The organism is Pseudomonas sp. TH07 (assembly GCF_016651285.1).
GTDB lineage: Bacteria > Pseudomonadota > Gammaproteobacteria > Pseudomonadales > Pseudomonadaceae > Aquipseudomonas.
This window is the reverse complement of record NZ_JAEKED010000001.1, coordinates 6,121,470-6,141,466: the sequence shown is the minus strand read 5'-3', so window position 1 is coordinate 6,141,466 and position 19,997 is coordinate 6,121,470. Positions and strand designations below refer to the sequence as shown.

Annotated in this window: 20 protein-coding genes, 1 tRNA gene and 2 pseudogenes; 13 read left to right on the top strand and 10 right to left on the bottom strand. The window is 58.9% G+C overall.

The genetic code is table 11. The features are described from left to right. Nucleotides 1-18 precede the first annotated feature (18 nt). From JFU57_RS28010 to JFU57_RS28000, 3 genes are all read left to right on the top strand, one after another. Entirely contained in the window at nucleotides 19-354 is a 336-nt protein-coding gene (locus JFU57_RS28010; RefSeq protein WP_201131537.1) for a cyclophilin-like fold protein, read from the top strand. After that, the gene (locus JFU57_RS28005; protein WP_201131536.1) at nucleotides 354-629 is read left to right on the top strand and encodes a hypothetical protein; all 276 of its coding nucleotides are present in this window, start codon (nucleotides 354-356) and stop codon (nucleotides 627-629) included. Before JFU57_RS28010 ends, JFU57_RS28005 begins: the two co-directional genes overlap by 1 nt. Nucleotides 630-697: 68 nt before the next feature. Next, the gene (locus JFU57_RS28000; RefSeq protein WP_201131535.1) at nucleotides 698-949 is read left to right on the top strand and encodes a hypothetical protein; all 252 of its coding nucleotides are present in this window, start codon (nucleotides 698-700) and stop codon (nucleotides 947-949) included. Between the two features lie 67 nt (nucleotides 950-1,016). Here the strand turns inward: JFU57_RS28000 and JFU57_RS27995 are convergent, their stop codons facing one another. The 3 genes and pseudogenes from JFU57_RS27995 to JFU57_RS33365 all read right to left on the bottom strand — a co-directional run bounded on the left by JFU57_RS27995 (nucleotide 1,017) and on the right by JFU57_RS33365 (nucleotide 3,584). Then, entirely contained in the window at nucleotides 1,017-2,282 is a 1,266-nt protein-coding gene (locus JFU57_RS27995) for an MFS transporter (protein WP_201131534.1), read from the bottom strand. A 20-nt stretch (nucleotides 2,283-2,302) separates the two neighbouring features. Next, a pseudogene (locus tag JFU57_RS33370) lies at nucleotides 2,303-2,524 on the bottom strand (diguanylate cyclase); the annotation flags it as partial. Nucleotides 2,525-2,732: 208 nt separating this feature from the next. Then, complete coding sequence (locus JFU57_RS33365; RefSeq protein ID WP_342032583.1) at nucleotides 2,733-3,584, bottom strand: MFS transporter; 852 nt, start codon at nucleotides 3,582-3,584, stop codon at nucleotides 2,733-2,735. Between the two features lie 462 nt (nucleotides 3,585-4,046). Between JFU57_RS33365 and JFU57_RS27985 the strand changes: the two genes are divergently transcribed. The 4 genes and pseudogenes from JFU57_RS27985 to JFU57_RS27970 all read left to right on the top strand — a co-directional run bounded on the left by JFU57_RS27985 (nucleotide 4,047) and on the right by JFU57_RS27970 (nucleotide 6,414). Next, a complete protein-coding gene (locus tag JFU57_RS27985; RefSeq protein ID WP_201131533.1) occupies nucleotides 4,047-5,159 on the top strand; it encodes a hypothetical protein in 1,113 nt (370 codons plus the stop codon). Between the two features lie 29 nt (nucleotides 5,160-5,188). Then, a pseudogene (locus JFU57_RS27980) lies at nucleotides 5,189-5,631 on the top strand (DinB/UmuC family translesion DNA polymerase); the annotation flags it as partial. Nucleotides 5,632-5,661: 30 nt separating this feature from the next. Further along, the gene (locus JFU57_RS27975; protein ID WP_342032582.1) at nucleotides 5,662-6,132 is read left to right on the top strand and encodes a hypothetical protein; all 471 of its coding nucleotides are present in this window, start codon (nucleotides 5,662-5,664) and stop codon (nucleotides 6,130-6,132) included. Between the two features lie 72 nt (nucleotides 6,133-6,204). Then, nucleotides 6,205-6,414: a hypothetical protein gene (locus JFU57_RS27970; protein WP_201131531.1), complete on the top strand. Its 210-nt coding sequence runs from the start codon at nucleotides 6,205-6,207 to the stop codon at nucleotides 6,412-6,414. A 298-nt stretch (nucleotides 6,415-6,712) separates the two neighbouring features. On the opposite strand, the gene JFU57_RS27965 is transcribed toward JFU57_RS27970, so the two are convergent. Further along, nucleotides 6,713-6,982 (bottom strand): hypothetical protein, encoded by a 270-nt coding sequence (locus JFU57_RS27965; protein ID WP_016963335.1) that lies wholly within the window; start codon nucleotides 6,980-6,982, stop codon nucleotides 6,713-6,715. A 303-nt stretch (nucleotides 6,983-7,285) separates the two neighbouring features. On the opposite strand from JFU57_RS27965, the gene JFU57_RS27960 reads away from it, so the two are divergent. The 3 genes from JFU57_RS27960 to JFU57_RS27950 all read left to right on the top strand — a co-directional run bounded on the left by JFU57_RS27960 (nucleotide 7,286) and on the right by JFU57_RS27950 (nucleotide 9,137). Continuing rightward, the gene (locus tag JFU57_RS27960; protein WP_201131530.1) at nucleotides 7,286-7,567 is read left to right on the top strand and encodes a hypothetical protein; all 282 of its coding nucleotides are present in this window, start codon (nucleotides 7,286-7,288) and stop codon (nucleotides 7,565-7,567) included. A 481-nt stretch (nucleotides 7,568-8,048) separates the two neighbouring features. Further along, entirely contained in the window at nucleotides 8,049-8,501 is a 453-nt protein-coding gene (locus tag JFU57_RS27955; protein ID WP_201131529.1) for a hypothetical protein, read from the top strand. 327 nt (nucleotides 8,502-8,828) lie between these two features. Continuing rightward, complete coding sequence (locus JFU57_RS27950; RefSeq protein WP_201131528.1) at nucleotides 8,829-9,137, top strand: DUF2513 domain-containing protein; 309 nt, start codon at nucleotides 8,829-8,831, stop codon at nucleotides 9,135-9,137. A gap of 603 nt (nucleotides 9,138-9,740) precedes the next feature. Here JFU57_RS27950 and JFU57_RS27945 read toward each other — a convergent pair. Further along, a tRNA-Ser gene (locus JFU57_RS27945) sits at nucleotides 9,741-9,828 on the bottom strand. A 124-nt stretch (nucleotides 9,829-9,952) separates the two neighbouring features. On the opposite strand from JFU57_RS27945, the gene JFU57_RS27940 reads away from it, so the two are divergent. Further along, nucleotides 9,953-10,624 (top strand): Bax inhibitor-1/YccA family protein, encoded by a 672-nt coding sequence (locus tag JFU57_RS27940; RefSeq protein WP_020297396.1) that lies wholly within the window; start codon nucleotides 9,953-9,955, stop codon nucleotides 10,622-10,624. Nucleotides 10,625-10,715: 91 nt separating this feature from the next. Here the strand turns inward: JFU57_RS27940 and JFU57_RS27935 are convergent, their stop codons facing one another. Beyond that, a complete protein-coding gene (locus JFU57_RS27935) occupies nucleotides 10,716-11,153 on the bottom strand; it encodes an Lrp/AsnC family transcriptional regulator (RefSeq protein WP_020297397.1) in 438 nt (145 codons plus the stop codon). A 131-nt stretch (nucleotides 11,154-11,284) separates the two neighbouring features. On the opposite strand from JFU57_RS27935, the gene JFU57_RS27930 reads away from it, so the two are divergent. Further along, the gene (locus JFU57_RS27930; RefSeq protein ID WP_201131527.1) at nucleotides 11,285-12,178 is read left to right on the top strand and encodes a DMT family transporter; all 894 of its coding nucleotides are present in this window, start codon (nucleotides 11,285-11,287) and stop codon (nucleotides 12,176-12,178) included. Nucleotide 12,179: 1 nt separating this feature from the next. Here JFU57_RS27930 and JFU57_RS27925 read toward each other — a convergent pair whose 3' ends face one another. The 4 genes from JFU57_RS27925 to JFU57_RS27910 form a co-directional block, all read right to left on the bottom strand. Next, nucleotides 12,180-13,235: an FUSC family protein gene (locus JFU57_RS27925; protein ID WP_178102898.1), complete on the bottom strand. Its 1,056-nt coding sequence runs from the start codon at nucleotides 13,233-13,235 to the stop codon at nucleotides 12,180-12,182. A gap of 55 nt (nucleotides 13,236-13,290) precedes the next feature. After that, entirely contained in the window at nucleotides 13,291-14,916 is a 1,626-nt protein-coding gene (locus tag JFU57_RS27920) for an NADP-dependent glyceraldehyde-3-phosphate dehydrogenase (RefSeq protein WP_201131526.1), read from the bottom strand. A 203-nt stretch (nucleotides 14,917-15,119) separates the two neighbouring features. Then, on the bottom strand, nucleotides 15,120-16,157 hold the full coding sequence (locus JFU57_RS27915) for an AraC family transcriptional regulator (protein ID WP_201131525.1): 1,038 nt from the start codon (nucleotides 16,155-16,157) through the stop codon (nucleotides 15,120-15,122). A 9-nt stretch (nucleotides 16,158-16,166) separates the two neighbouring features. Next, nucleotides 16,167-17,081 carry a GGDEF domain-containing protein gene (locus JFU57_RS27910; RefSeq protein WP_201131524.1) on the bottom strand — a complete coding sequence of 305 codons (915 nt, stop codon included), beginning with the start codon at nucleotides 17,079-17,081 and terminating at the stop codon, nucleotides 16,167-16,169. Nucleotides 17,082-17,450: 369 nt separating this feature from the next. On the opposite strand from JFU57_RS27910, the gene JFU57_RS27905 reads away from it, so the two are divergent. Beyond that, nucleotides 17,451-19,994, top strand: a complete 2,544-nt coding sequence (locus JFU57_RS27905) for a TonB-dependent receptor (protein WP_201131523.1) — start codon at nucleotides 17,451-17,453, stop codon at nucleotides 19,992-19,994. Nucleotides 19,995-19,997: the final 3 nt, after the last annotated feature.

Sequence of the window (19,997 nt, the reverse complement as noted above, 5' to 3'; positions counted from 1 at the left end):
TCTCTCAGCGGATGGGTTATGGACATGAGAAGAAGTGGCGAGCAATCAAGCGTGTGGCTGACTTCCCGCGATCTTGTGTCCATGCTGCCGCTCACGTTGAAGTTCAGCGACTACAACGCTGTCGAGAAAATCGCTTTTCCGCCGCGTAAGTTCTCAACCAGCTCTGCCCCGTTCGGCCTGAAGCCATCCGTGGGAGACTTCGCGCTGTATGTGCCATGGGGCAATCTGGTGGTGTACTACCGAAGCTTTCAAAGCTCCGGCGACCTCGTTCACTTGGGCCGTTTTACTTCAGGGATCGAGCAGCTTGCGGCGATGGAAGGGGAGTTTGATCTCCATCTGGAGTTGAGCGAGTGATGTTGCGGTTGCTGGATTGGCTCATTACCCGCCTGGCCAAGCACCTCATTTTGTTAACTGTTGAACATCGTTGCGTTGAAATGCCTGAGAAACCAAATTCAATTAGAGGTTTTCACGAGAAGCTGCTAAACCTAGCCGCCCAGCTAGATGAAAATACATCAGCAGGGCGCATTGTTATGACTGTTGATTTAAGGACGGGCGTTACAGTTCCCTTCATTGGATCGGTTATTGCCGATATTGTTAAATTCGGCCCATGTGAGCCGCAACACCATTAACAATCGCGTCAATTAGGGCGCTCGCAAGTTCGCGCCTATTACGCGTGTGTTAGACCGCAGGAAAGAGTATGTCCGACATCTCCATTATCAAATCGACGGAAGTGTTCTCTCGCTTTAGCGCATCTCATCCCAGTGTCGAAGTTTGGCAGGATGGCGAGTTTTCAGATGATGGTTACGCTTACTACTGGCTGGTGGCGCACAGCGATGGCGCGACCCGTATGCTTTCCTATGTCCGCTGCAAAGATGGTGGCTGCGAGCAGCGCACCTATGATCTTGATGGCGATGATCTTTGGATCCCCGCGGGCACTGCTGCGGCCTAACAATTCATTCAGGCGTAGCACCGATGCTCAATTTGCTCAGGTGAATGCAAAACTCGGCGCAGCATGATCAGTTGACGACCGTGGGGGGGATGGCGAGCTCCGAGGTGTCAATCTTGTCGCCCGAGCTATTACGGGTTTCCGGCATAGCCAGCCACAGCAGGAAGAAAGCTGCGCCAGCAATCGCGGCCAGGGTCACGAACGCGGCATCGTAGCCCGCTGCCTGTACCACCAGCCCCGCTAAGCCGGGGCTGAGGGCTGCGCCCAGGCCAAATACCGCAGACAGAGCGCCTAAGCTGACATTGAAGCGCCCAGTACCCTGCGTCAGGTCTTTGACCACTACGGGAAACAAGGCGCCGAAGATTCCGGCACCAATACCGTCGAGCAACTGCACGGAAACCAGCCAGTACGGGTCGTCGGACACCACGTAAAGCAGGCCGCGCAGCGGCAGGATCAGGAAACCGGCCAGCAGCAATGGTTTGCGCCCCCACAGGTCAGCCTTGAGGCCGACCAGCAAGGCCATCGGTACCATCACTAACTGCGCGGCGACGATGCAGGCGGAGGTCAACGGCGTGGCCATCTGCAGGTTGACCTGGGACAACTTCTGGCTAACCAGTGGCAGCATGGCCGCATTCGCAAGATGGAACAGCGAGCAGCACACGGCGAACAGCAGCAGCGGCCGGTTGGCCAGCAACACCCTCAGTCCGGACGGATGCGCATGGCCGCCCGCCGGGGTGGAGGCAAAACCGCGCGCGACCTCGTGATCGATGGCCTTGGCCGAGACCAGGCTGACGGCGATCACGCTGCCCAGTGCCATCACCGCCATCAGGTAGAACACCACCACCGGGCCGAACAGATAGGCGAGTCCGCCGGCCAGCAGTGCGGCGCAGGCATTGCCTGCATGGTTGAAGGTTTCGTTGCGTCCGGTGCGGCGGGTGAAGGCTCGGGGGCCGGTGATGCCCAGCGAGATCGCGGCGATGGCCGGGGCGAACACGGAGCTGGCGATGGCACTGACGGTTTGCGTCAGCGCCACCAGCCCGAACGAGGTCACCCACGGCAGCAGCAGGCAGCTACCGGTTACCAGCAGCGCGGCGACTACCACTACCGCCCGTTTCGCCGAAGTCCGGTCGATCAACGCACCGGCTGGGGTCTGCATGAGCAGCGCGGCGACTCCGGCCAGTGTCATCACTAGACCGATGCTTGCCGGCTCCCAGTTATGCACGGCCAGCAGATAGATCGCCAGATAAGGCCCCAGTCCATCGCGCACATCAGCGAGGAAGAAGTTAAGCCAGTCCAGGGACAGTTCGTTGCTGCGCTCTCTACGGCGGGTATCCAATTACGCGGTCTCGATAGGCCTAATTGTGGCATCAGGGGCTGTTGGCGGCTGACGAGCATACTTAATCGCCGGATCTGTGCGGGTCCACGGCCCTCGGTTTCCAGGCGCTCGACGAGCCCGAGCAAGAGTAGCAAGCTCTGCCGAACGATACCTTCGGAATAGGTAGAGCGCGCCAGGGTGAGGTTCAATCCGTGGATGTTCACTTCCTTCAGCGTTCGATCTCGAGAGGCATGCGCGCGGTAGTCTTGTATCGGCAGATAGGCGGCCGCGTAAAACCAATACTCAAAAAAACGCCCGGCTTCTCCTAAAAACTGTCAGTGAGACAAAGCATCCAAAGGAGGCGTCAGCAAGTTGAACAAGGTGGGCTTGCCATCGCCATCGCCACTGCGCAAAACCGGTTATCCCGAGTGAAGCGAATCATGGCCTGGACGCTAAGCCAGCCCCGCGGAACTAGCTTGTGCGTTCCTGAGTTGAATATTTGCCGCGATGCTCGCTCAATATCAACGTGGCTATAGCGACCAATACAGGTACAAAAGCAAGCGCACAGATAATGGTCCAACCGTATCGATTCAATATACCGCCCGATGCAAACGAGCCGAGCACCACGGCGCCCAAGACAATGAAATCATTGAACGCTCGGACACTGTTTTTTTCGCTTGTTTTATGGCACTGAAGAACGAGCGCAGAGGCGCCGACAAAGCCGAAATTCCAACCAAACCCTAGAAGTACCAAACATAGATAAAAGTGGTAGGACTGCATGCCGGCAAATCCGACAGCAATAGAAGCGCTGGTTAATATCAACTCCATCAATACAACGCGGTTTGCCCCACAACGGCGGATCAGATTTCCAGTGAAAAAACTGGGTGCGTACATTGCAATTATGTGCCACTGCAATGCCAGATTCGACGATTCCAGTGAAAGCCCCTCATGCTTCATTGCTAGTGGGGCCGAAGTCATCAGGAAATTCATCAACGTGTAAACTATGACACCACAGAGCAGGACGTTGATAAGTTGAGGCTGCCGAACAATCACCGCAAGTGGGCGACCTGAAGTACGAACAGCCGCCTCATGGCGTGGCACATCGATCCCTAGCAGCACTGCCGCCGAAACCACCGCCATTAATGCGGCTGCAACATAAGTAACGATAAACAGGTGGGACTCCCATAGGTCCATCGTATAGGTGACCGTCTGTGGACCAAGTACACCCGCCGCTAGCCCGGCAGCCATGACGATTGAAAGCGCCCAGGGTTGCCTGTTTTCTGGAACGCATTCTGCGGCGGCGAAACGAAACGTCAGAACCACAAAAGAACTGGCTGCTAAGGGCCAAAATCGGCGATATCCATTGCTGTCACCCGGAATTGATGTAACTGCATTTATGGCGCCGCTGGGAAAGAGGCCTACTTACTGAAAATGGGGGCGCACCGTATCAACACAATCCTTGTAGACGCCAGGCAAAACACGGAGCGCCGGGAAATTCTTAGCGAACCCGGCGACGCCAGATTTCGAGGTATTGAAGACGAGCAGATTGTTTTCTGTCTTAGTTACCCAGAGACCAATGAACGGATCGTAGTTAAATTTCGAGAGGTGTCGATGCTGGTCGTGACCGTTCAAAGTATTGGTTCTAATGGGCTGTCTCAGCAGAAAAAGCACCCTATTCGTTTTGGTCCAAGGTGAAGTGGTGTCTTTCCTTCGGTTGGTAGAGCCCCTCCATCCCTCACGCACCTTTGCTTCAAGTAGAGCCCCTGATGCTGGAATTAGCTTCGCATGTCTAAAACTATTGATATCCAATCGATCAACTCGAGGGCAATTAAATTGCACCGTGCAGGAGACGTAGAACAGTTCCCATCTGGCTACACGACGTACTTAGCACCGTTACCTCTTCCTACAGAGACATCGCCACATAGCCCCTACGTCAGCGAACTCAACGACACGTATCTGGACTTTGGAGGAGGAAAACCCCAAGTTTTTTCATGGCAGATGACCCTGGGAAGTCCGTTTGCCGCCGCGCTCTTTATGATAGTAGGTACTCAGCTGACTATGGGACTAATCGCCGCTACCAGCGGCTTTGGATTGACTGAAATTCTGGAGTTCAGTGCAGGCCTTTTTATCGCTACTCTGAAACCAGCCTTTTATATGTACATAGTTGGACTTACTGTTGGATTAGTGGTGTGGATTTACAATCATAAAAAGTACACAAATGTCATCCCCACTCGCTTCAACCGTCAGCGCCGTGAAGTCTGCTTTATGCCCCCAGGCGCAGAAACTCCAGTTTTCGTGCCTTGGGAATCGCTATCTGCCTGGGTGGTTCAGGCGCAAGGCACCACGCAATATGGTGTCCGGCGACAGTACGGGATGGGCATGGGATATCAACATGAGGGCCAGATGGTCAGCGTGGATTTCGTTTGTGGAGGCCTCCCGCTCGCGATTGCCCATTGGGAGGCTGTGCGTGCCTATATGGAGTACGAAGTCCATGACCTCAAAAGCATTCAGGACCCCATGAACCTACAAGGCCCCAACGATCCGCCCCATGAAGGGATGCACACGTTCCGAAATGCGCGAACACGCCTGCACCGCAGGATTCGCGAAAAGGAAGTGGGCTGGATTCACGGGTTCTTCTGGTATCTCTTCCATGTCATGACGTTCTGGACCTTACCCAATCTACTTGTCGAATGGGAAATTCGCCGAATTGCAAAAGTTGGGCGCAAAGCTTTGCCTGAGGTCATGAGTACATGGTCTGAGTCACTACCTGGGGAGCAATGGGCAAAACCCAGTGAGGATTTAATACGCCTGAGTAATCAGGTCAAGGAAATGAAAAAACAAAAACCAACACGCTTAATCACTGAAATTTTTGCAGACGTTCACCAAAAAAGAAAATAGTGAGAAAACTGTGGGTGATGATTGGCGCAACAGCAAAGCGCCTGCAGGCTCAAACCGGTGGCGTCGTGAACATCTGCGACCAGGTCAAGCGCGACTGGGTGTTACGCAATACTGACGTCTCGGAGGTTTGGGGCATAGGGCGGCGAATGAAAGCGCACCTGGACGCCATGGGCATCAAGACCGCGATGGACCTGGCCAAGGCCGACCCCTGGACGCTGCGCAAGAACTTCAGCGTGGTGATCGAGAAGACAGTGCGGGAGCTGCCGGCATGCCGTGCCTGGAGCTGGACGAGCCTGACCCGCCGAAACCGGAGATCTGCTGCAGCCGGATGTTTGGCAAGCGCCTCAAGGACCTGGCACCGATTAAAGAGGCCGTGGCCACCTACATGATGCGTGCTTCGGAAAAGCTCCGCGCACTGAACTCCCTGTGCAAAAAGATCCGCGTCAGCATCCGCACCGGCATGTTCAATCCGTAGGAGGCCAACTACGCCAATGGCGTGATAGTGGATCTGCCATTAGTGCTGACGATCTTGCTCCTTCTCGGGTTCGACGCGATGCAAAGTGAACCGAACAGCGATGGGTCTAGCCTCAAAATGTCGACGCTCATTCTGATGCTGATTGGTTGTGTTGTGCTCATGGGGCTGGTCTTCGCCTGGATTTCCTCTGCCGCTAGAGTGCTGGCCTTCACGTTCGACGAAAACCAGCAACTGCTTACCCTCACGGTCACCCGTCGCGGTCGTAAGCCCACCGAGGTGCAGGTGCCATTTAGCGACATTATTTGTATCAGCCCTTACGTGTTAGCCAGTTATGACCGTCATTGCTATTTTAGCGTCGTGTGTCGGGGGCCAAGGGACGAAGAGGTTGAATATCGATTGGCTGAGGGTACTTCTCTGGAGGAAATGGAGTTTCACACTGCTTGGTTGCGGGAAATAATTGGCTTACGGATGCACCATGTACTGAATCTGGACAAATGAACTGCTACATCGCTCTGATACGGGCTATGCGGCGCATGAAGTGCCCTGGCGTGCTTTGGGATAGTCGATCCTGTGAGCGGTGATGATGCGCTCAAAGGCTTTGTTGCCGATAGCCAGCCTTCCGCAGCACTGGCGCCGGGTAATGCCCAGCTCCATGAAGGCTCGAGTCCGCTCGGCGAGTCGAGCATCCGTTGCTTCGTCTACTTCCTTGTGCACCAGATTGCGCGCCCCACCTCGGGTTGGAGCTTTGAACGTGATGCTGTGCTCCAGGCCAATCTTTGAAACCGTCCGCCGGTCGATACCAAGTTCGGCTGCGACCTCGATCTTTGGATGACTGGCGGCCAGCTCCCGGACGCGCTCGACAAGCTGCAGGCGCTCTTGGTCCCGAACATCGGATCGCGCCAGGGGCAGGGGAGCCGCTCTGGCTGGGCGCGCACTTTACCTCAGGGATCTTATAGCTTCCACTGGCCGAACCTGTAGGCCTGGGGAAGTGTTGACGAGCAGAAGGACAGGGGGTGGAAGAGGGGGGATAGTCTTCGGGTCTCGCAACTGCTGCGGACCCGAAGGGCTTGGGGCGTACTTAGATGCGGTGGATCTGAGTGATGTGCGGCTTGCCGTTAATTGGCGCGTAGATCTCAACTATCGCCTGCCAGCTGCTGGACGAGCCAGGCAGCGTTGCTTTCGTCTGATAGCGATAGTTGGTGCCATTGACCACCTGGGTCGAAACCAGTTCGGGCGTGTAGTTAACACCTACGAACCCGGCCAAGGCCTCCTTAAAGACTTCCTGATCCTTTGGGGTCAGTTTGTGGTAAGCGGTCCATCCACCAACAAGATGTTCTTGAGCAGTCATGAATTAAATCTCCATATTTAAATTCCTACTCGTCTGGCTTTTCGGATTTCGCCCCGTCTATTGAATGGTTTCCGGAATCCATTTCCTGAATGGTTTTCCGAGCACCTCTACTCCGATTTACTGTGAACTCGGGTGCTTGGGAAAACACCGATACGAGCCTACTGCCGGTCCGGAGGAGTGTAGATCAGGAGCCTGGGTGGTCAAGGCAAGGAGTTGCAGAGGCGAAAAGTGCCCTGATTTGGATGCGGAGTGTCGGGCTCGATGCTATAGCTTTACTGCGGTTTTAATCTGAAGGACCAAGCTATGACCCCTAACGAGTTTGGTATGAAAGCGTGGGGTGTCGCGACTGTGGTTTTAGCGGTTGCGGCCCTCGCGGTGGTCGTCCTGGGAGGTGCTTATCTAGGCCTGAATGGTGCGCTTGCGTCGGACACGCCTCGCTGGATCGGGGGAATGTACTTGGCACTCAAAGATTGCGGAACCATAGTGGCCGGCATCATTGGTTTCAGCGGCCTAGCTTGGTCGAACTTCTACGTTGCTTCGTCAGCGGCTTACAGCAGTGCTGCTGAAGGAAAGAAATCCAGGTAAGGGGATGGTTAAGGACTCAGATCTGGAAGGGCAGATACAAGAAGCCCGGCGCTGGGCCGGGCTAGTTGTTGACTTAACTGGGTGCACTCATTTGACTTAGTTGAGAACACTTCATTGCGTACGTCCTATTAAAAAATGGTCTCTCCGGATGGTCGAATATATTGGGTATTATTTGTTTTTGTTGTTTGCGATAAAATTCAAGGTAAACAAAAAATGCTCTTGAGTTGAAGTGCAGGACAAGCCAGGGCCGCTAGCAAAGCTGCTGACCAAGGTTTGTTTCGGTCTCATCCTTGCAGTAGTTGCGTTCATATTCCTTGTGATGCTCTGGTGGATGATTACAGGCCAGATTGATCCCTCTGTCGCTAGCGACGCAAGACGGAGATAACGCACCTAAAAGATCAAGCCCGGCCAAGCGCCGGGTTTTTTGTTGGGTGGGCTCCATGTACAGTCAAGGCTCATCTGACACGGAGTCCTTCTGACTATGAGCAATAGGTTCGGTGAGTTTCTGAATGCACTCAGGCGAGTACAGGAGGTCATGTGCGATGTCGAGGCGTGGAACAATGATGACGATAACTACTTGCTTAACCGGGTCGCTTTCTCGGGGATAGGCGGGGTCAGGTCTGAGGAACTGCGGGAGCCAATTCGCCAAGCGCAATCGCTTGCGGCAGAGGTTCTGGAGTTCGGTCAAACTGGGCTTATAAATCGCATGCAGGCCAGAGCCATTCGTGAAGAAGGCTTTCAAATATCGGATACCTGTCGTAGCGATTTTGTTGCGCTGAATGTGCCCCCGGCGCAATGGGCTTTCCATGAGTTTGAAGAGGAAATCCAAGGCGCGCCTCGAGATGAAAGGCAGCGCGGGCCAGAAACCATGAGCTTATTGTTAATCAACTTTCGATACTATATTGAGGGCGATTCACCGCCTTACACCAACTGATGTGAACCCCGCCTGAGCGAGGTTTCTTATTGCCTGAGTTTTTATCTGTAGCCAGGACAGTCCTCGGGAATGCCTGGACGTCGATAGCCGGATAGTGCGACGTACGGGATCAACGCCGGCAGCCCGCGCACCCTTACCTCACATGCTGTCGGAGTGGCGCGAGACCGGGCCGGCGAGATCGATGCGACGCCGGGAAGGTCTTTCGCAGGCAGCGCGGAAAGACGCGCACACGTATTCAGGCCCTGGCATCCGCCGGGGCTTTTTCGTTTATGCGCAAGTGCGGTAACCTCGGCGTGGCCATTTGGCATTATCTGCAGAGGGATATGAATGCGCAGGAACAAAGATATCGCGTTGCAGTTGCTGAACATCTTGGCTGAAGAGCCTGGCGGGTTCGCCATCCAGCGCTACGAACTGCGCCAGGAGTTCGTCAACAGCGCCTTGAGTTCAGGCCTCGGCATTTCAGACCTGCGGAGGGTGGCCGACTATCATCTTCACATTCTCGAAACGGCAGGCTTCGTAAAATTAACCAAGGATGAAGAGATAAAAGGGTGCTCCCAATCCGATTACTTTCAAATGACTTGGGCAGGACATGACTATCTAGAGTGTAACTCTCCTGGGTACATCCCCGAAAAGTAACTATCTGTTGAAGTTTTCAAGTTCGCCCCCCGGCATTGCGCGGCGCATTGTGTTTTGTGAAGTGAACACGGCTAGGGTGGGCCTGGACGCGGTATTGCTGGTAGTCACGCCTTACGAAAGAACACCGGCAGCTTGAGCTGCTCATCCTTTGCTATTGGGGTCGGCTCAAGCGGACAGGCGTGGAGAGACAAGCACGTTATGCAGATAATGCGCTCAGGCAACTGAGCTAAGTCGGTAGTGGCGTGGATCAAAGCCGCGCGCTCCTCGATCGATTGCGCGATGAGAGTCTGGGGCACGTGACCCAACGAGCCAGACCGCCAAGCCGGGTATGCACCGGCCCTCTATACCCATTTGAGCCTCGGCATTTGCCGGGGCTTTTACATTTCTGGAGCACGACAATGCAGAGTTCGAACTTTGTTGAGGGTGTATCAGGCTGGCGTATCGCCGATGTGTACGGTCGGCAGGACGCCGAGGAGGGGGAAAAACGGTCTGAGTTATGGAAGGGTTCCATAATAGTTATGGAACACCTTGCCAGTGCGACCGGCACCACCAAACCCCAGAAACGAAAAAGCCCTGAATAATCAGGGCTTTAACGTACAAATATGGCGGAGGCGATGGGATTCGAACTCATGGACCTGTTACAGTCGACGGTTTTCAAGACCGTTGCCTTAAACCACTCGGCCACACCTCCGTATTGCGTTGCGGGCGCCATAATACCCGAATGAAACACACTGTCAAACTCTCTGCGTAGCTTGTTGCAGAGCGTCTGTTATGATCTTTGCCACTGAACGTTTCAAACCAACAGGAGTGTCGCCATGCGCGAACAGGATTACGCAGTTAATAACGGCGTGCAGGCTGAGCAGCTAGAGGTTAGCCGCGTCCTGCGCAACACTTACGGCTTGCTGGCCCTCACCCTCGCATTCAGCGGCGTGATGGCTTTTGTGGCTCAGCAGATGCGTGTCGGTTACCCGAACATTTTCGTGGTGCTGATCGGCTTCTACGGCCTTTTCTTCCTCACCAACAAACTTCGTGATTCGGCCTGGGGCCTGGTGTCGGCGTTTGCCCTGACCGGTTTCATGGGCTTCCTGCTGGGCCCGATCCTCAACCGCTACCTGGGTATGCAGGGCGGCGCTGAAGTGGTCAGCTCGGCCTTTGCCATGACGGCGCTGGTGTTTGGTGGTCTGTCGGCCTATGTGCTGATCACCCGCAAGGACATGAGCTTCCTCGGTGGTTTCATCACCGCAGGCTTCTTTGTCTTGATGGGCGCAGTGCTAGCCAGCTTCTTCTTCCAGATCAGCGGCCTGCAACTGGCGATCAGCGCGGGCTTCGTGCTGTTCTCGTCGGTGTGCATCCTGTTCCAGACCAGCGCCATCATCCATGGCGGCGAGCGTAACTACATCATGGCGACTATCAGCCTGTATGTATCGATCTACAACCTGTTCATCAGCTTGTTGCAGCTGTTTGGCATCATGGGTCGCGATGACTAATCGTCTGCCCTGAATAAAAAAGCCCGCTTCGGCGGGCTTTTTGTTGCCTTCAGTTTTGTGTGGCGCACATAAAAGGCGCTCTCGCGGGCGATCAGCCCATGGGCGGCAGGCGGCGTTTGACTGGGGTTTTCTTGACGATGGCGGTGTTAGTTTCAGCGTAGGTGTTCAGGTGATCGAGCAGGGTGTCCAGTTGCTCCATGGAGCGCACGTGCAGGCGGGCGATAAAGCAGTCATCACCGGTGACCTTGTCGCACTCGGTGAATTGGGCGATGGACTGGATCTGTCGTTCGACCTCCTGCAACTTGCCCGGCAGGGGGCGGATGCGGACGATGGCCTGCAACTGGTAGCCAAAGAGTTTGGGGTCGACTTCCACGGTATAGGCCTTGAGCACGCCACGTTCTTCGAGGCGGCGCAGGCGTTCGGCAACGCTGGGTGACGACAGGCCGCTGATCTGTGCCAGAGCCTTGAGCGAGCGGCGTGAATCTTCCATCAGGGCGCTGATCAGCGCCTGGTCTATTTCGTCGATCATCGCAGCCTCTTAGGTGAAGTACGGATTGTGCCTTGATAAAAAAGGCATACGGCGGTTTTTGCCTATCGCAAGCGCTGGAGCGGCCCAGGGCGGCATTGTCATACTTTTGGCACCTGTTGAGGAGCCTGAAGATGGACAAAATGACACGCCGCGGTTCGCTGGAAATGAGCGCCGCCATGCTGATTTCCGGAACCATTGGCTGGTTTGTGCTGGTGTCCGGGCAGCCGGTGCTGGATGTGGTGTTCTGGCGCTGTGTATTCGGCGCCGGCACCTTGCTGCTGATCTGCGCCGGGTTCGGTTTCCTGCGCCCGGGCATCCTGACCCGCACCACCTTTGCCCTGGCAGTGCTCAGCGGGGTGGCCATCGTCGGTAATTGGCTGCTGCTGTTCGCCTCTTATTCCCGCGCCTCCATTGCCATCGGCACCGCGGTGTATAACGTGCAGCCCTTTATGCTGGTTGGGCTGGCGGCGCTGTTTTTGGGCGAAAAAATCACCGCGCAGAAGCTGTTCTGGCTGGGTGTGTCGTTCGCCGGGATGCTGGCGATTGTCAGCGCCCATGGCCAGCACGGCGCCGGTGGCGATGATTATCTTGCAGGCATCGGCCTGGCCCTGGGCGCGGCGCTGCTCTACGCCTTTGCTGCGTTGCTGATCAAACGCCTGACGGGCACGCCACCCCATCTGATCGCCTTGATCCAGGCCTGCACCGGGGTGCTGTTGCTGGCGCCCTGGGCCAACTTTTCGGTGTTGCCGGCGCAGCCTTCGGCCTGGGCCAGCCTGCTGACCCTGGGCATGGTGCACACCGGCCTGATGTATGTACTGCTGTACGGCGCGATCCAGAAACTGCCCACCGCGTTGACCGGCGCCTTGTCGTTTATCTACCCGATTGCGGCGATCTTCGTCGATTGGCTGGCTTTCGGGCATCGTCTTGAGTGGCTGCAATGGCTGGGGGTGATCGCGATTTTGCTGGCCGCAGCCGGCATGCAACAGGGCTGGACCTGGCGTTTGCGGCGTGCGATCACGCCCTGAATCAGATCTTCCAGTGTTCCGCGCTTTTGGCCAGACGCTGGCGCATATCGCCCAGGTTGGCCACCAGTTGCCGGGTCAGCAGGCGGTAGCCATCGAGCGCCGAGTACACCGGGGTAGTGTTGGAGGGCTGCAGCAGGCTGTCGTCAAGGCGTCGCCCCAGGCGTTTCGAGGCGCCGGATTGCAGGGCCCGGGCCATGCCGATCAATTGCACGCGCACCAGGCGGTTTTCCTGTTTCAGCAGTTGTTGCAGGTGCGCCAGGGCTTGTGGGTCGCTGACATCGGGGCGGGTGTTGGCGAGGATCTCCAGGGTGCTGAAGCACATGCGCAAGTTGCGCTGGATGGCGTCGAGCTCAGTCATGGAAATGCGCACCTCCTTGGACACCGAGGGCATCAGCGAGCGCAGTTGCAGCAGGGTCGCGTTGAGCCGGCTGAGCAGCTTGAGGTGTTCATCGTCGGTGACCGACTGGCCGTTGACGATGCGCCCGTACACGGTGGCGCAGTCACGCAGGGCGCTGGCCAGGTTGTAACGCCAGGAATAGACCGCGTACAGCGGGATGGCAAAGGAAAACGCCAGCGCCAGGGCGATACCGATCAGGATATCCACCGCCCGCCACAGGCCGTCGGTGATCTGGTTGTCACCATGGCCGGCCACGATAAACACGGTGATCGCCGACAGCAGGGCGGTGTAACCCCCCTTGCCGATGGCGTGATAGGAAAAGAAGCCGCAGACCACCGACATCCCCAGATACGTCACCCAGGGCAGGCCCAGGTAAGCCTGTTGCAGCACCAGCAGCAGGCCGACCCCGGCCCCGATCAGGGTGCCGATGGCCCGCTCGGCGGCCTTCTTGCCGATATTGCCGTGGTGCTGCAAACCGCCGATCACCACCAGCATGGTCACCGACGCCCACTCACCGTGGGGTAGGTTGATCCCGGTGGTCAGCAGGATGGTCGCGATCAGGCCCAGGGAGACCCGTACCGCATGGATCAGCCTGGCGTGGCGGTAGCGCCGATACGGGTCCAGCAAGGGACGCAGGAGTCGGCGCAACAGCAGGGGCATTCGGGAGGTTCGCAGGTCGCTCATCGGGCTCGGCTATGGGCTCCAGTCAGGGATTTTAGAATATGTAATCGGTGGTCAAAAAGCTCGACTCGCGATTACGGATGATGTCGCTGATCAATTCCTTGTTGCTCTCCAGGAACTTGGTCGCCACCAGGGTGCGGATCGAGAAGGTGCGCAACGCATCATGTACCGACAGCGTGCCCTCGGCGGAGTTCTTGCGTCCGTTGAACGGGAACGTATCGGGCCCGCGCTGGCACTGGGCGTTGATATTGATCCGCCCGACCTGGTTGGCGAAGGTGTCGACCAGGCGCCCGACTTCAGTGGAGTTGGTGCCGAAGATGCTCAACTGCTGGCCGAAGTCGGATTCGAGTACGTAATCGATCACGGTGTCGAGGTCGCGGTAGGGCACGATCGGCACCACCGGGCCGAATTGCTCCTCCTGGTACACGCGCATCTCGGTGGTCACCGGGTACAGCACCGCCGGGTAGAAGAACGAGGCCCGGGCTTCGCCGCCGCCACTGTTCACCACCTTCGCGCCTTTGCTGGTGGCATCGGCCACCAGCGCGTGCAGGTAGTCGACCTTGCCCGACTCCGGCAGCGGCGTCAGGGCTACCCCCGGCTCCCAGGGCATGCCGGGCTTGAGGTTCTGCAGCTTGGCGTTGAATTTCTCGATAAAGCGCTCGACCACCTCTTCATGCACGAAGAGGATTTTCAACGCGGTGCAGCGCTGACCATTGAACGACAGCGAGCCGGTGACCGCCTCGTTGACCGCGTTGTCGAGGTCGACCTCGGGCAGCACGATGCCCGGGTTTTTCGCATCCAGGCCCAGGGCGGCACGCAAGCGGTGGGGCTTGGGGTGGAGTTTTTTCAGGTCGCTGGCGGCCTTGTTGGTGCCGATAAACGCGAAGATGTCGATCTTGCCGCTGGCCATCAAGGCGCTGACGGTCTCGCGGCCGCTGCCGTAGATGACGTTGATCACCCCGGCCGGGAAGCTGTCGCGAAAGGCTTCCAGTAACGGTCGGATCAGCAGCACCCCGAGCTTGGCCGGCTTGAATACCACGGTGTTGCCCATGATCAGGGCCGGAATCAGAGTGGTGAAGGTTTCGTTCAGCGGATAGTTGTACGGCCCCATGCACAGCGCCACGCCCAGTGGCACGCGGCGGATCTGGCCGAGGGTGTCCTGCTCCAGCTCGAAGCGGCTGGAGCGGCGGTCCAGTTCCTTGAGGGCATTGATGGTTTCGGTGATGTAGTCGCAGGTACGATCGAACTCTTTTTCCGAGTCCTTGAGGTTTTTACCGATTTCCCACATCAGCAGCTTGACCACCGCCGAGCGCTGTTCGCGCATGCGCCCGAGGAAGGCTTCGACGTGCTGGATGCGTTCGGCCACGCGCATCGTCGGCCACACGCCTTGACCCCGGTCATAGGCCTGCACGGCGGCGTCGAGGGCGGTGAGGGCGGTGTCGGCATCGAGCAGCGGCGTGCTGCCCAGGATCACTTGCTCATCACCATTGGGCCCGGCCAGGTACACCGGGCTGCGTACCACGGCCAGGGGGCCGGTCCAGGTCTTGAGTTCGCCGGCGACCAGGTACTCGCGTTGTTCGGTCTGGCCGTCCAGGCGGTATTGCTCGGGAATATCAGCGGCGGCAGGAAACAAGTGCTCGAGAAGATTGGCTGTGGTCATGACTCTATCCCGTTTGAATGCGCGGACCTGTGGGGCGGTCCGCTGGCGAATGACAGTCGACAAGCGGTTACAAGGGTTATACGCCTGTATGGCGCCGGTCTTTAAGCGGTCTGGGGTAATGCGTGGCAGGGCAGGCGGGTGATGGTCTGGGTCTTTGGCCCAAGAGTAGACCTTTTTCTCTGCCCGGCGCGAGGACTCAAACCTCAGCCAGCACTGAACAGCTGGCGGATCAGGCGTGGGGTGCTGCCGGTCCAGCGCTTGAACGAACGCCGGAAATTGGCCGCATCGTTGAAGCTCAGGTACTGCGCCACGTCGTCGTTGCTCCAGCCCTTGACCTGATACAGGTACAGCGCCACGTGCTTGCGCACCAGGTCGACCTGATGCTGAAAGCAGGTGTCGTGTTTCTGCAGTTTGCGCTTGAGCGTCGCGGGGCTCATGGCGAAAGCCAGTGCGGCCTGTTCCAGGTTCGGGGTCTGGCGCACATGGGTTTGCAGGTAGCGATAGAGGCAGTCGAGAAACCCCGAGCCCAGGCCCAACTGCTCCAGTTGCGCGGTGGCCTGCTGGCGCGCCACCTGGCCGGCGGTGGCCGAGGCATTGGGCCAGGGCTGGGTCAGGAACTCCCGGGGGATGCGCATCAGGTCCAGGGGGCGACGGAACTGCGTGTGCTCCCCGAGGTGCACCCAGTACTGCTCGACATAACGCGGTTCGGCGTGGCTGAAGCTGCATTCCCAGGGCAGGCGCTGGCCGCTCAGCCACTGACTCATGGCGATCAGCGAGGTCATGCTGGCTTCGAGCAGAAAGCGCCACTGCTCGCCGGCGCCGCAACTGTCGAGCCAGTAGCAATAGGCGTACTGCTCATCCAGCAACAGCCGTGGCGCCACTAACGGGCTGAGCAAGGCCTGTTGCTGGATCAGTGTGTCGAGGGCCTGGTGCAGGTTTTGCGCATGTTGCAGCGCATGGCTGGCCGCGCCGTAATGCCCCGGCAGCAGGCGCTGGCCGAACAGAAAGCTGCTGTCGTCGGCGTCCAGCAGGCGCCGGCTGTTACCAATCAGGGCGAGGAATTGTTGTGGGCTGAGACGGGTCTGGCCCGCCAGGATGTCTTCGTGGAACAGGCCGGTGCCACGCAGCAGGCGGTGGCTGTCGATGTCCCGGGACAGCGCCAGGTCGATCAAGGTCGCTGGCTGGTAATGCCCGGGAATAAAGCGGCTGTCGGTTTCATACCAGAGGGTCTTGAGCGTCATGGGGCGGCCTCAGGCGGTCTTGGCCAGGGGCTGCTTGGCCCGCGCCAGCGCCAGGTTGAGGCGCTTGAGCAGGGCCTCCGGGGCTTCGCTCAGGGCCATCACCACCGCGGTGCTGGCCGAGAGTTGCAGGCGTTCGCCGTGCTGCCGGGTCTTGTGGGCCAGGCCTTGCACCGCCTGCTCCAGCTCCAGGGCCAGCAGCCGCGCCTGGCTTTCGCCGGTGTTGGGTAGCAGCACCACAAAACGGTCGCCGGCCAGGCGACACAGCAGGTCCTGGCGCCGCAGGTTGAGCAGCAGCAGATGGCTGATGGCCTGCAACACCGCGTCGCCCTCGGCATGCCCGTAGTCATGGTTGATGGCGGCAAAGCGGTCCAGGTCCAGGGCCAGCAGTGACAAGGGTTGCTGGCGTCGCGCGCTGTCTTCCAGGGTGCTGGCCAACTGGCGTTTGAAGTAGTCGGCGCCACCCAGCGGCGTGAGTTTGTCGAACAGCCGATGCTCGCGGAACAACCGTTCGCGTTTCTCCATCTGCGCGCTGATGGCCAGCTGTTCGCGGTGCCAGTGATAGATGCCGATGGTCAGCAGGATCATGCCCACCGGCATCGGCCCGGACTCCAGCCAGTGGTCCCAGGTGATGCTCTCGGGCAGGCGGATAAACTCATCCAGGCTGTCGATCCACCAGGAGAAAAAGATGCAGCTCAACCCCAGCGCCAGGTAGTTGGTGACGCGCCCGGCCGGCCGGCTTTTCAGCACCAGCCCCAGCCACACCAGGGCCAGCAGTGCCGAGCCGCCTTCGCCGACGATGTCCAGCCACTCCCATTCGCTGACCGCCTTGAGATCGCCGCAGGCCAGGTGCAACAGCAAGCCGGCATTGGCCGCGAGCAACAGCAGGGTGAGTTTCAAGCGATGGGGTTTGAGCACTGAGAACATGGCCGGCGACCTGGGTTGAAGGCGGAATGGGCGTCAGCTCAGCAGATGGATGTGACAGTCCGGTGACGGCGTGCACTACACCCCGGGAGGTCGAATCAGCTCACCGCGGCTGGGCATTTTTTTCGCTGCTGGCCGCCAACCAGCCGATTTCCCGGCGCCGCCAGGCCGTATCCGCTATCCGCTCGGGCGCTGCCGACGGGCCCGAGAGGTCATATCAGCTCACTTTGCCCACTGGCCCCCTGGCAAAGCGCCTGTTTCACGGGTCAGCGCCGACCCCTGTCACAGAACCGTCATTCGCCGACCCTAGCGTGCCCTCCCAGTTGCCGGGCCGATTGCCTGGCGTTAACCGACTCTTTGGGGGAGGACAGGATGGAAACGCGCAGCAATCATCAGCGCAACGGCACGCTCGGGCTGGTCGGCTTCACACTCACCGCGCTGGCCCTGGCCGTGGCCAGCGAGCGCCTGAGCGCGGCGCAAATGGACGCCGGCATTGAGCACGTCGAAGTGGTCGGCCAGGCCGCCAGCATTGACCAGGCGCTCAAGGAGCAGCGCAGTTCCGACAGCATCAAAAGCGTGGTGCACGCCGATGGCGTTGCCCAGTTGCCGGATGAAAACGTCGCCGAGGCGGTACAGCGCCTGCCGGGGATCAGCGTCGAGCGCGATCAGGGCGAAGGCCGGTTTGTCAGCGTGCGCGGGCTGGGGCCGGACCTCAACAGTGTGACCATCAACGGCACCCTGGTGCCTTCGCCGGAGAGCGCGCGCCGCGCCGTGGCCCTGGATGTGCTGCCCTCCGAGCTGGTGCAGTCGCTGTCGGTGATCAAGACCCTGACCCCGGACATGGACGCCAACTCCCTGGGCGGCACTGTCGATGTACAGAGCCTGTCGGCGTTCGACCACAAGGGCCTGTTCTACACCGGCAGCAGCGAAGCCAGCTACGACCAGAACAGCCACCAGACCAGCCCCAAATTCTCCGGCGCCGCCAGCAACCGCTTCAGCCTCGGCGACGGCATCGACAACTTCGGCGTGGCCGCGGCCCTGAGCTGGCAGAAGCGCGATTTCGGCTCAGACAACGTCGAGACCGGCGGCGCCTGGGACTTCCAGCAAGGCGCGCGGCTGCAAGAATTTGAACAACGGGACTACGACATCAGCCGCGAACGTGCCGGTGGCGGCCTGAACTTCGACTACAAGCCCGACGACGACTCCCGCTATTACCTGCGTACCCTCTACAGCCGCTACAAGGACAGCGAGACGCGCAACTCCACCAGCATCGAATTCGCCGACCCCCAGGCCTCCGGTCAACTGGGCGACGCCGAGGGCAAGCGCAAGCTCAAGCAGCGCGAAGAGACCCAGGAAATCCAGTCCTACGTATTCGGCGGCGAGCGGATGGTCGGGCTCTGGACCCTCAGCGGCCAGGCCGGCTACAGCCGGTCCAGCGAAGACAGCCCGGGACATATCGCCGGTGCCACCTTCGAAGGCAACAGCGACTTTGCCGACAGCGGTTTCTACGACACGCAAAAGCCGCGGCCGATCATCGGCGCGGGTTTCTATGACCCGGCCAACTTCACCCTGGACAAGGTCGACTGGGAACAACAGAAAACCACCGACACCGAGAAGAACCTGCGCCTGGACCTGGCCCGTGACTACGACTTCAGCGGCTACGCGTCCCAGGTCAAGTTCGGCGGCAAGGTCAGCCGGCGCAACAAGGACAACGACCTGGATGCCTGGGTCTACAAGGACTTCGACACCCTGGGCTTCAGCGACCAGCAGCTCAACCTCACGCAGTTCCAGAAGGGCAGCGTCGATTACCGCCTCGGCCGGTTCGGCCCGGGAATCAGCGGCTCGGCGATCAAGGACCTGATCGGCAGCCTCGATCGCGCCGACTTTTATGACGAGCAGGAATCCCGGGTCAACGACTTCACCATTCGCGAAGACATCAACGCCGGCTACCTGATGAACACCCTCGACATCGACGACTGGCGCTTTATCGCCGGCCTGCGCTACGAAGGCACCGAGTTCGAAGCCAAGGGCACCGGGGTCACCGACGGCGCCTACACCGCCACCGAGACCCAGCGCCGTTATCACCACTGGCTGCCGGGCCTGCATGCGCGCTACCAGCTGGATAAAAACACCCAGGTGCGCGCGGCCTGGACCAAGTCCGTGGTGCGCCCGACCTTTGGCCAACTGGCCCCGGGGTTTGTCATCGACGGCGACGAAGCCACCTTCGGCAATCCCGACCTCAAGCCGCTGGAGTCGAGCAACCTCGACCTGGGCATCGAGCACTACATGGGGCGCGCCGGCACCGTCTCGGCCTTTGTGTTCTACAAAGACATCAAGAACTTCGTCTACAACACCGACCTCGCCGGCACGGGCGCCTGGGCCGGTTTCTCCGAAGCCCACAGTTTCGACAACGGCGACAGCGCCAAGCTGTATGGCCTGGAGCTGGCCTACTCGCAGAAGTTCGACTGGCTGCCCGCGCCCTGGAACGGCCTGCTGATCGGCGCCAACAGTACCTTCAGCCGCTCCAGCGCCAGCATCGAGGGCTTCGACCAGGCCAGTGGCCGCAATCGCAAGCGTGATATTGCGCTGCCCAACCAGTCGGACACCGTGGGCAACCTGATGCTCGGCTGGGAAGACGACACCGTCAGCCTGCGCCTGTCGGCCAACTACAAATCCGACTACCTCTACGAGCTGGCGTCGATCAACGACAAGGCCCACGACCTGCACGTCGATGCCCAGACGTTCGTCGACTTCAGCGCGCGCTACTCGCTGAGCAAGAACCTGCAACTGAGCTTCGAGGCGCAGAACCTCACCGATGAGTCGTACTTCGTCTACACCGGCCATCGCGCCTACAACGGCCAGTACGAAGAGTACGGCCCGACCTACAAGCTCGGCCTGACCTTTACCCACTTCTGAACC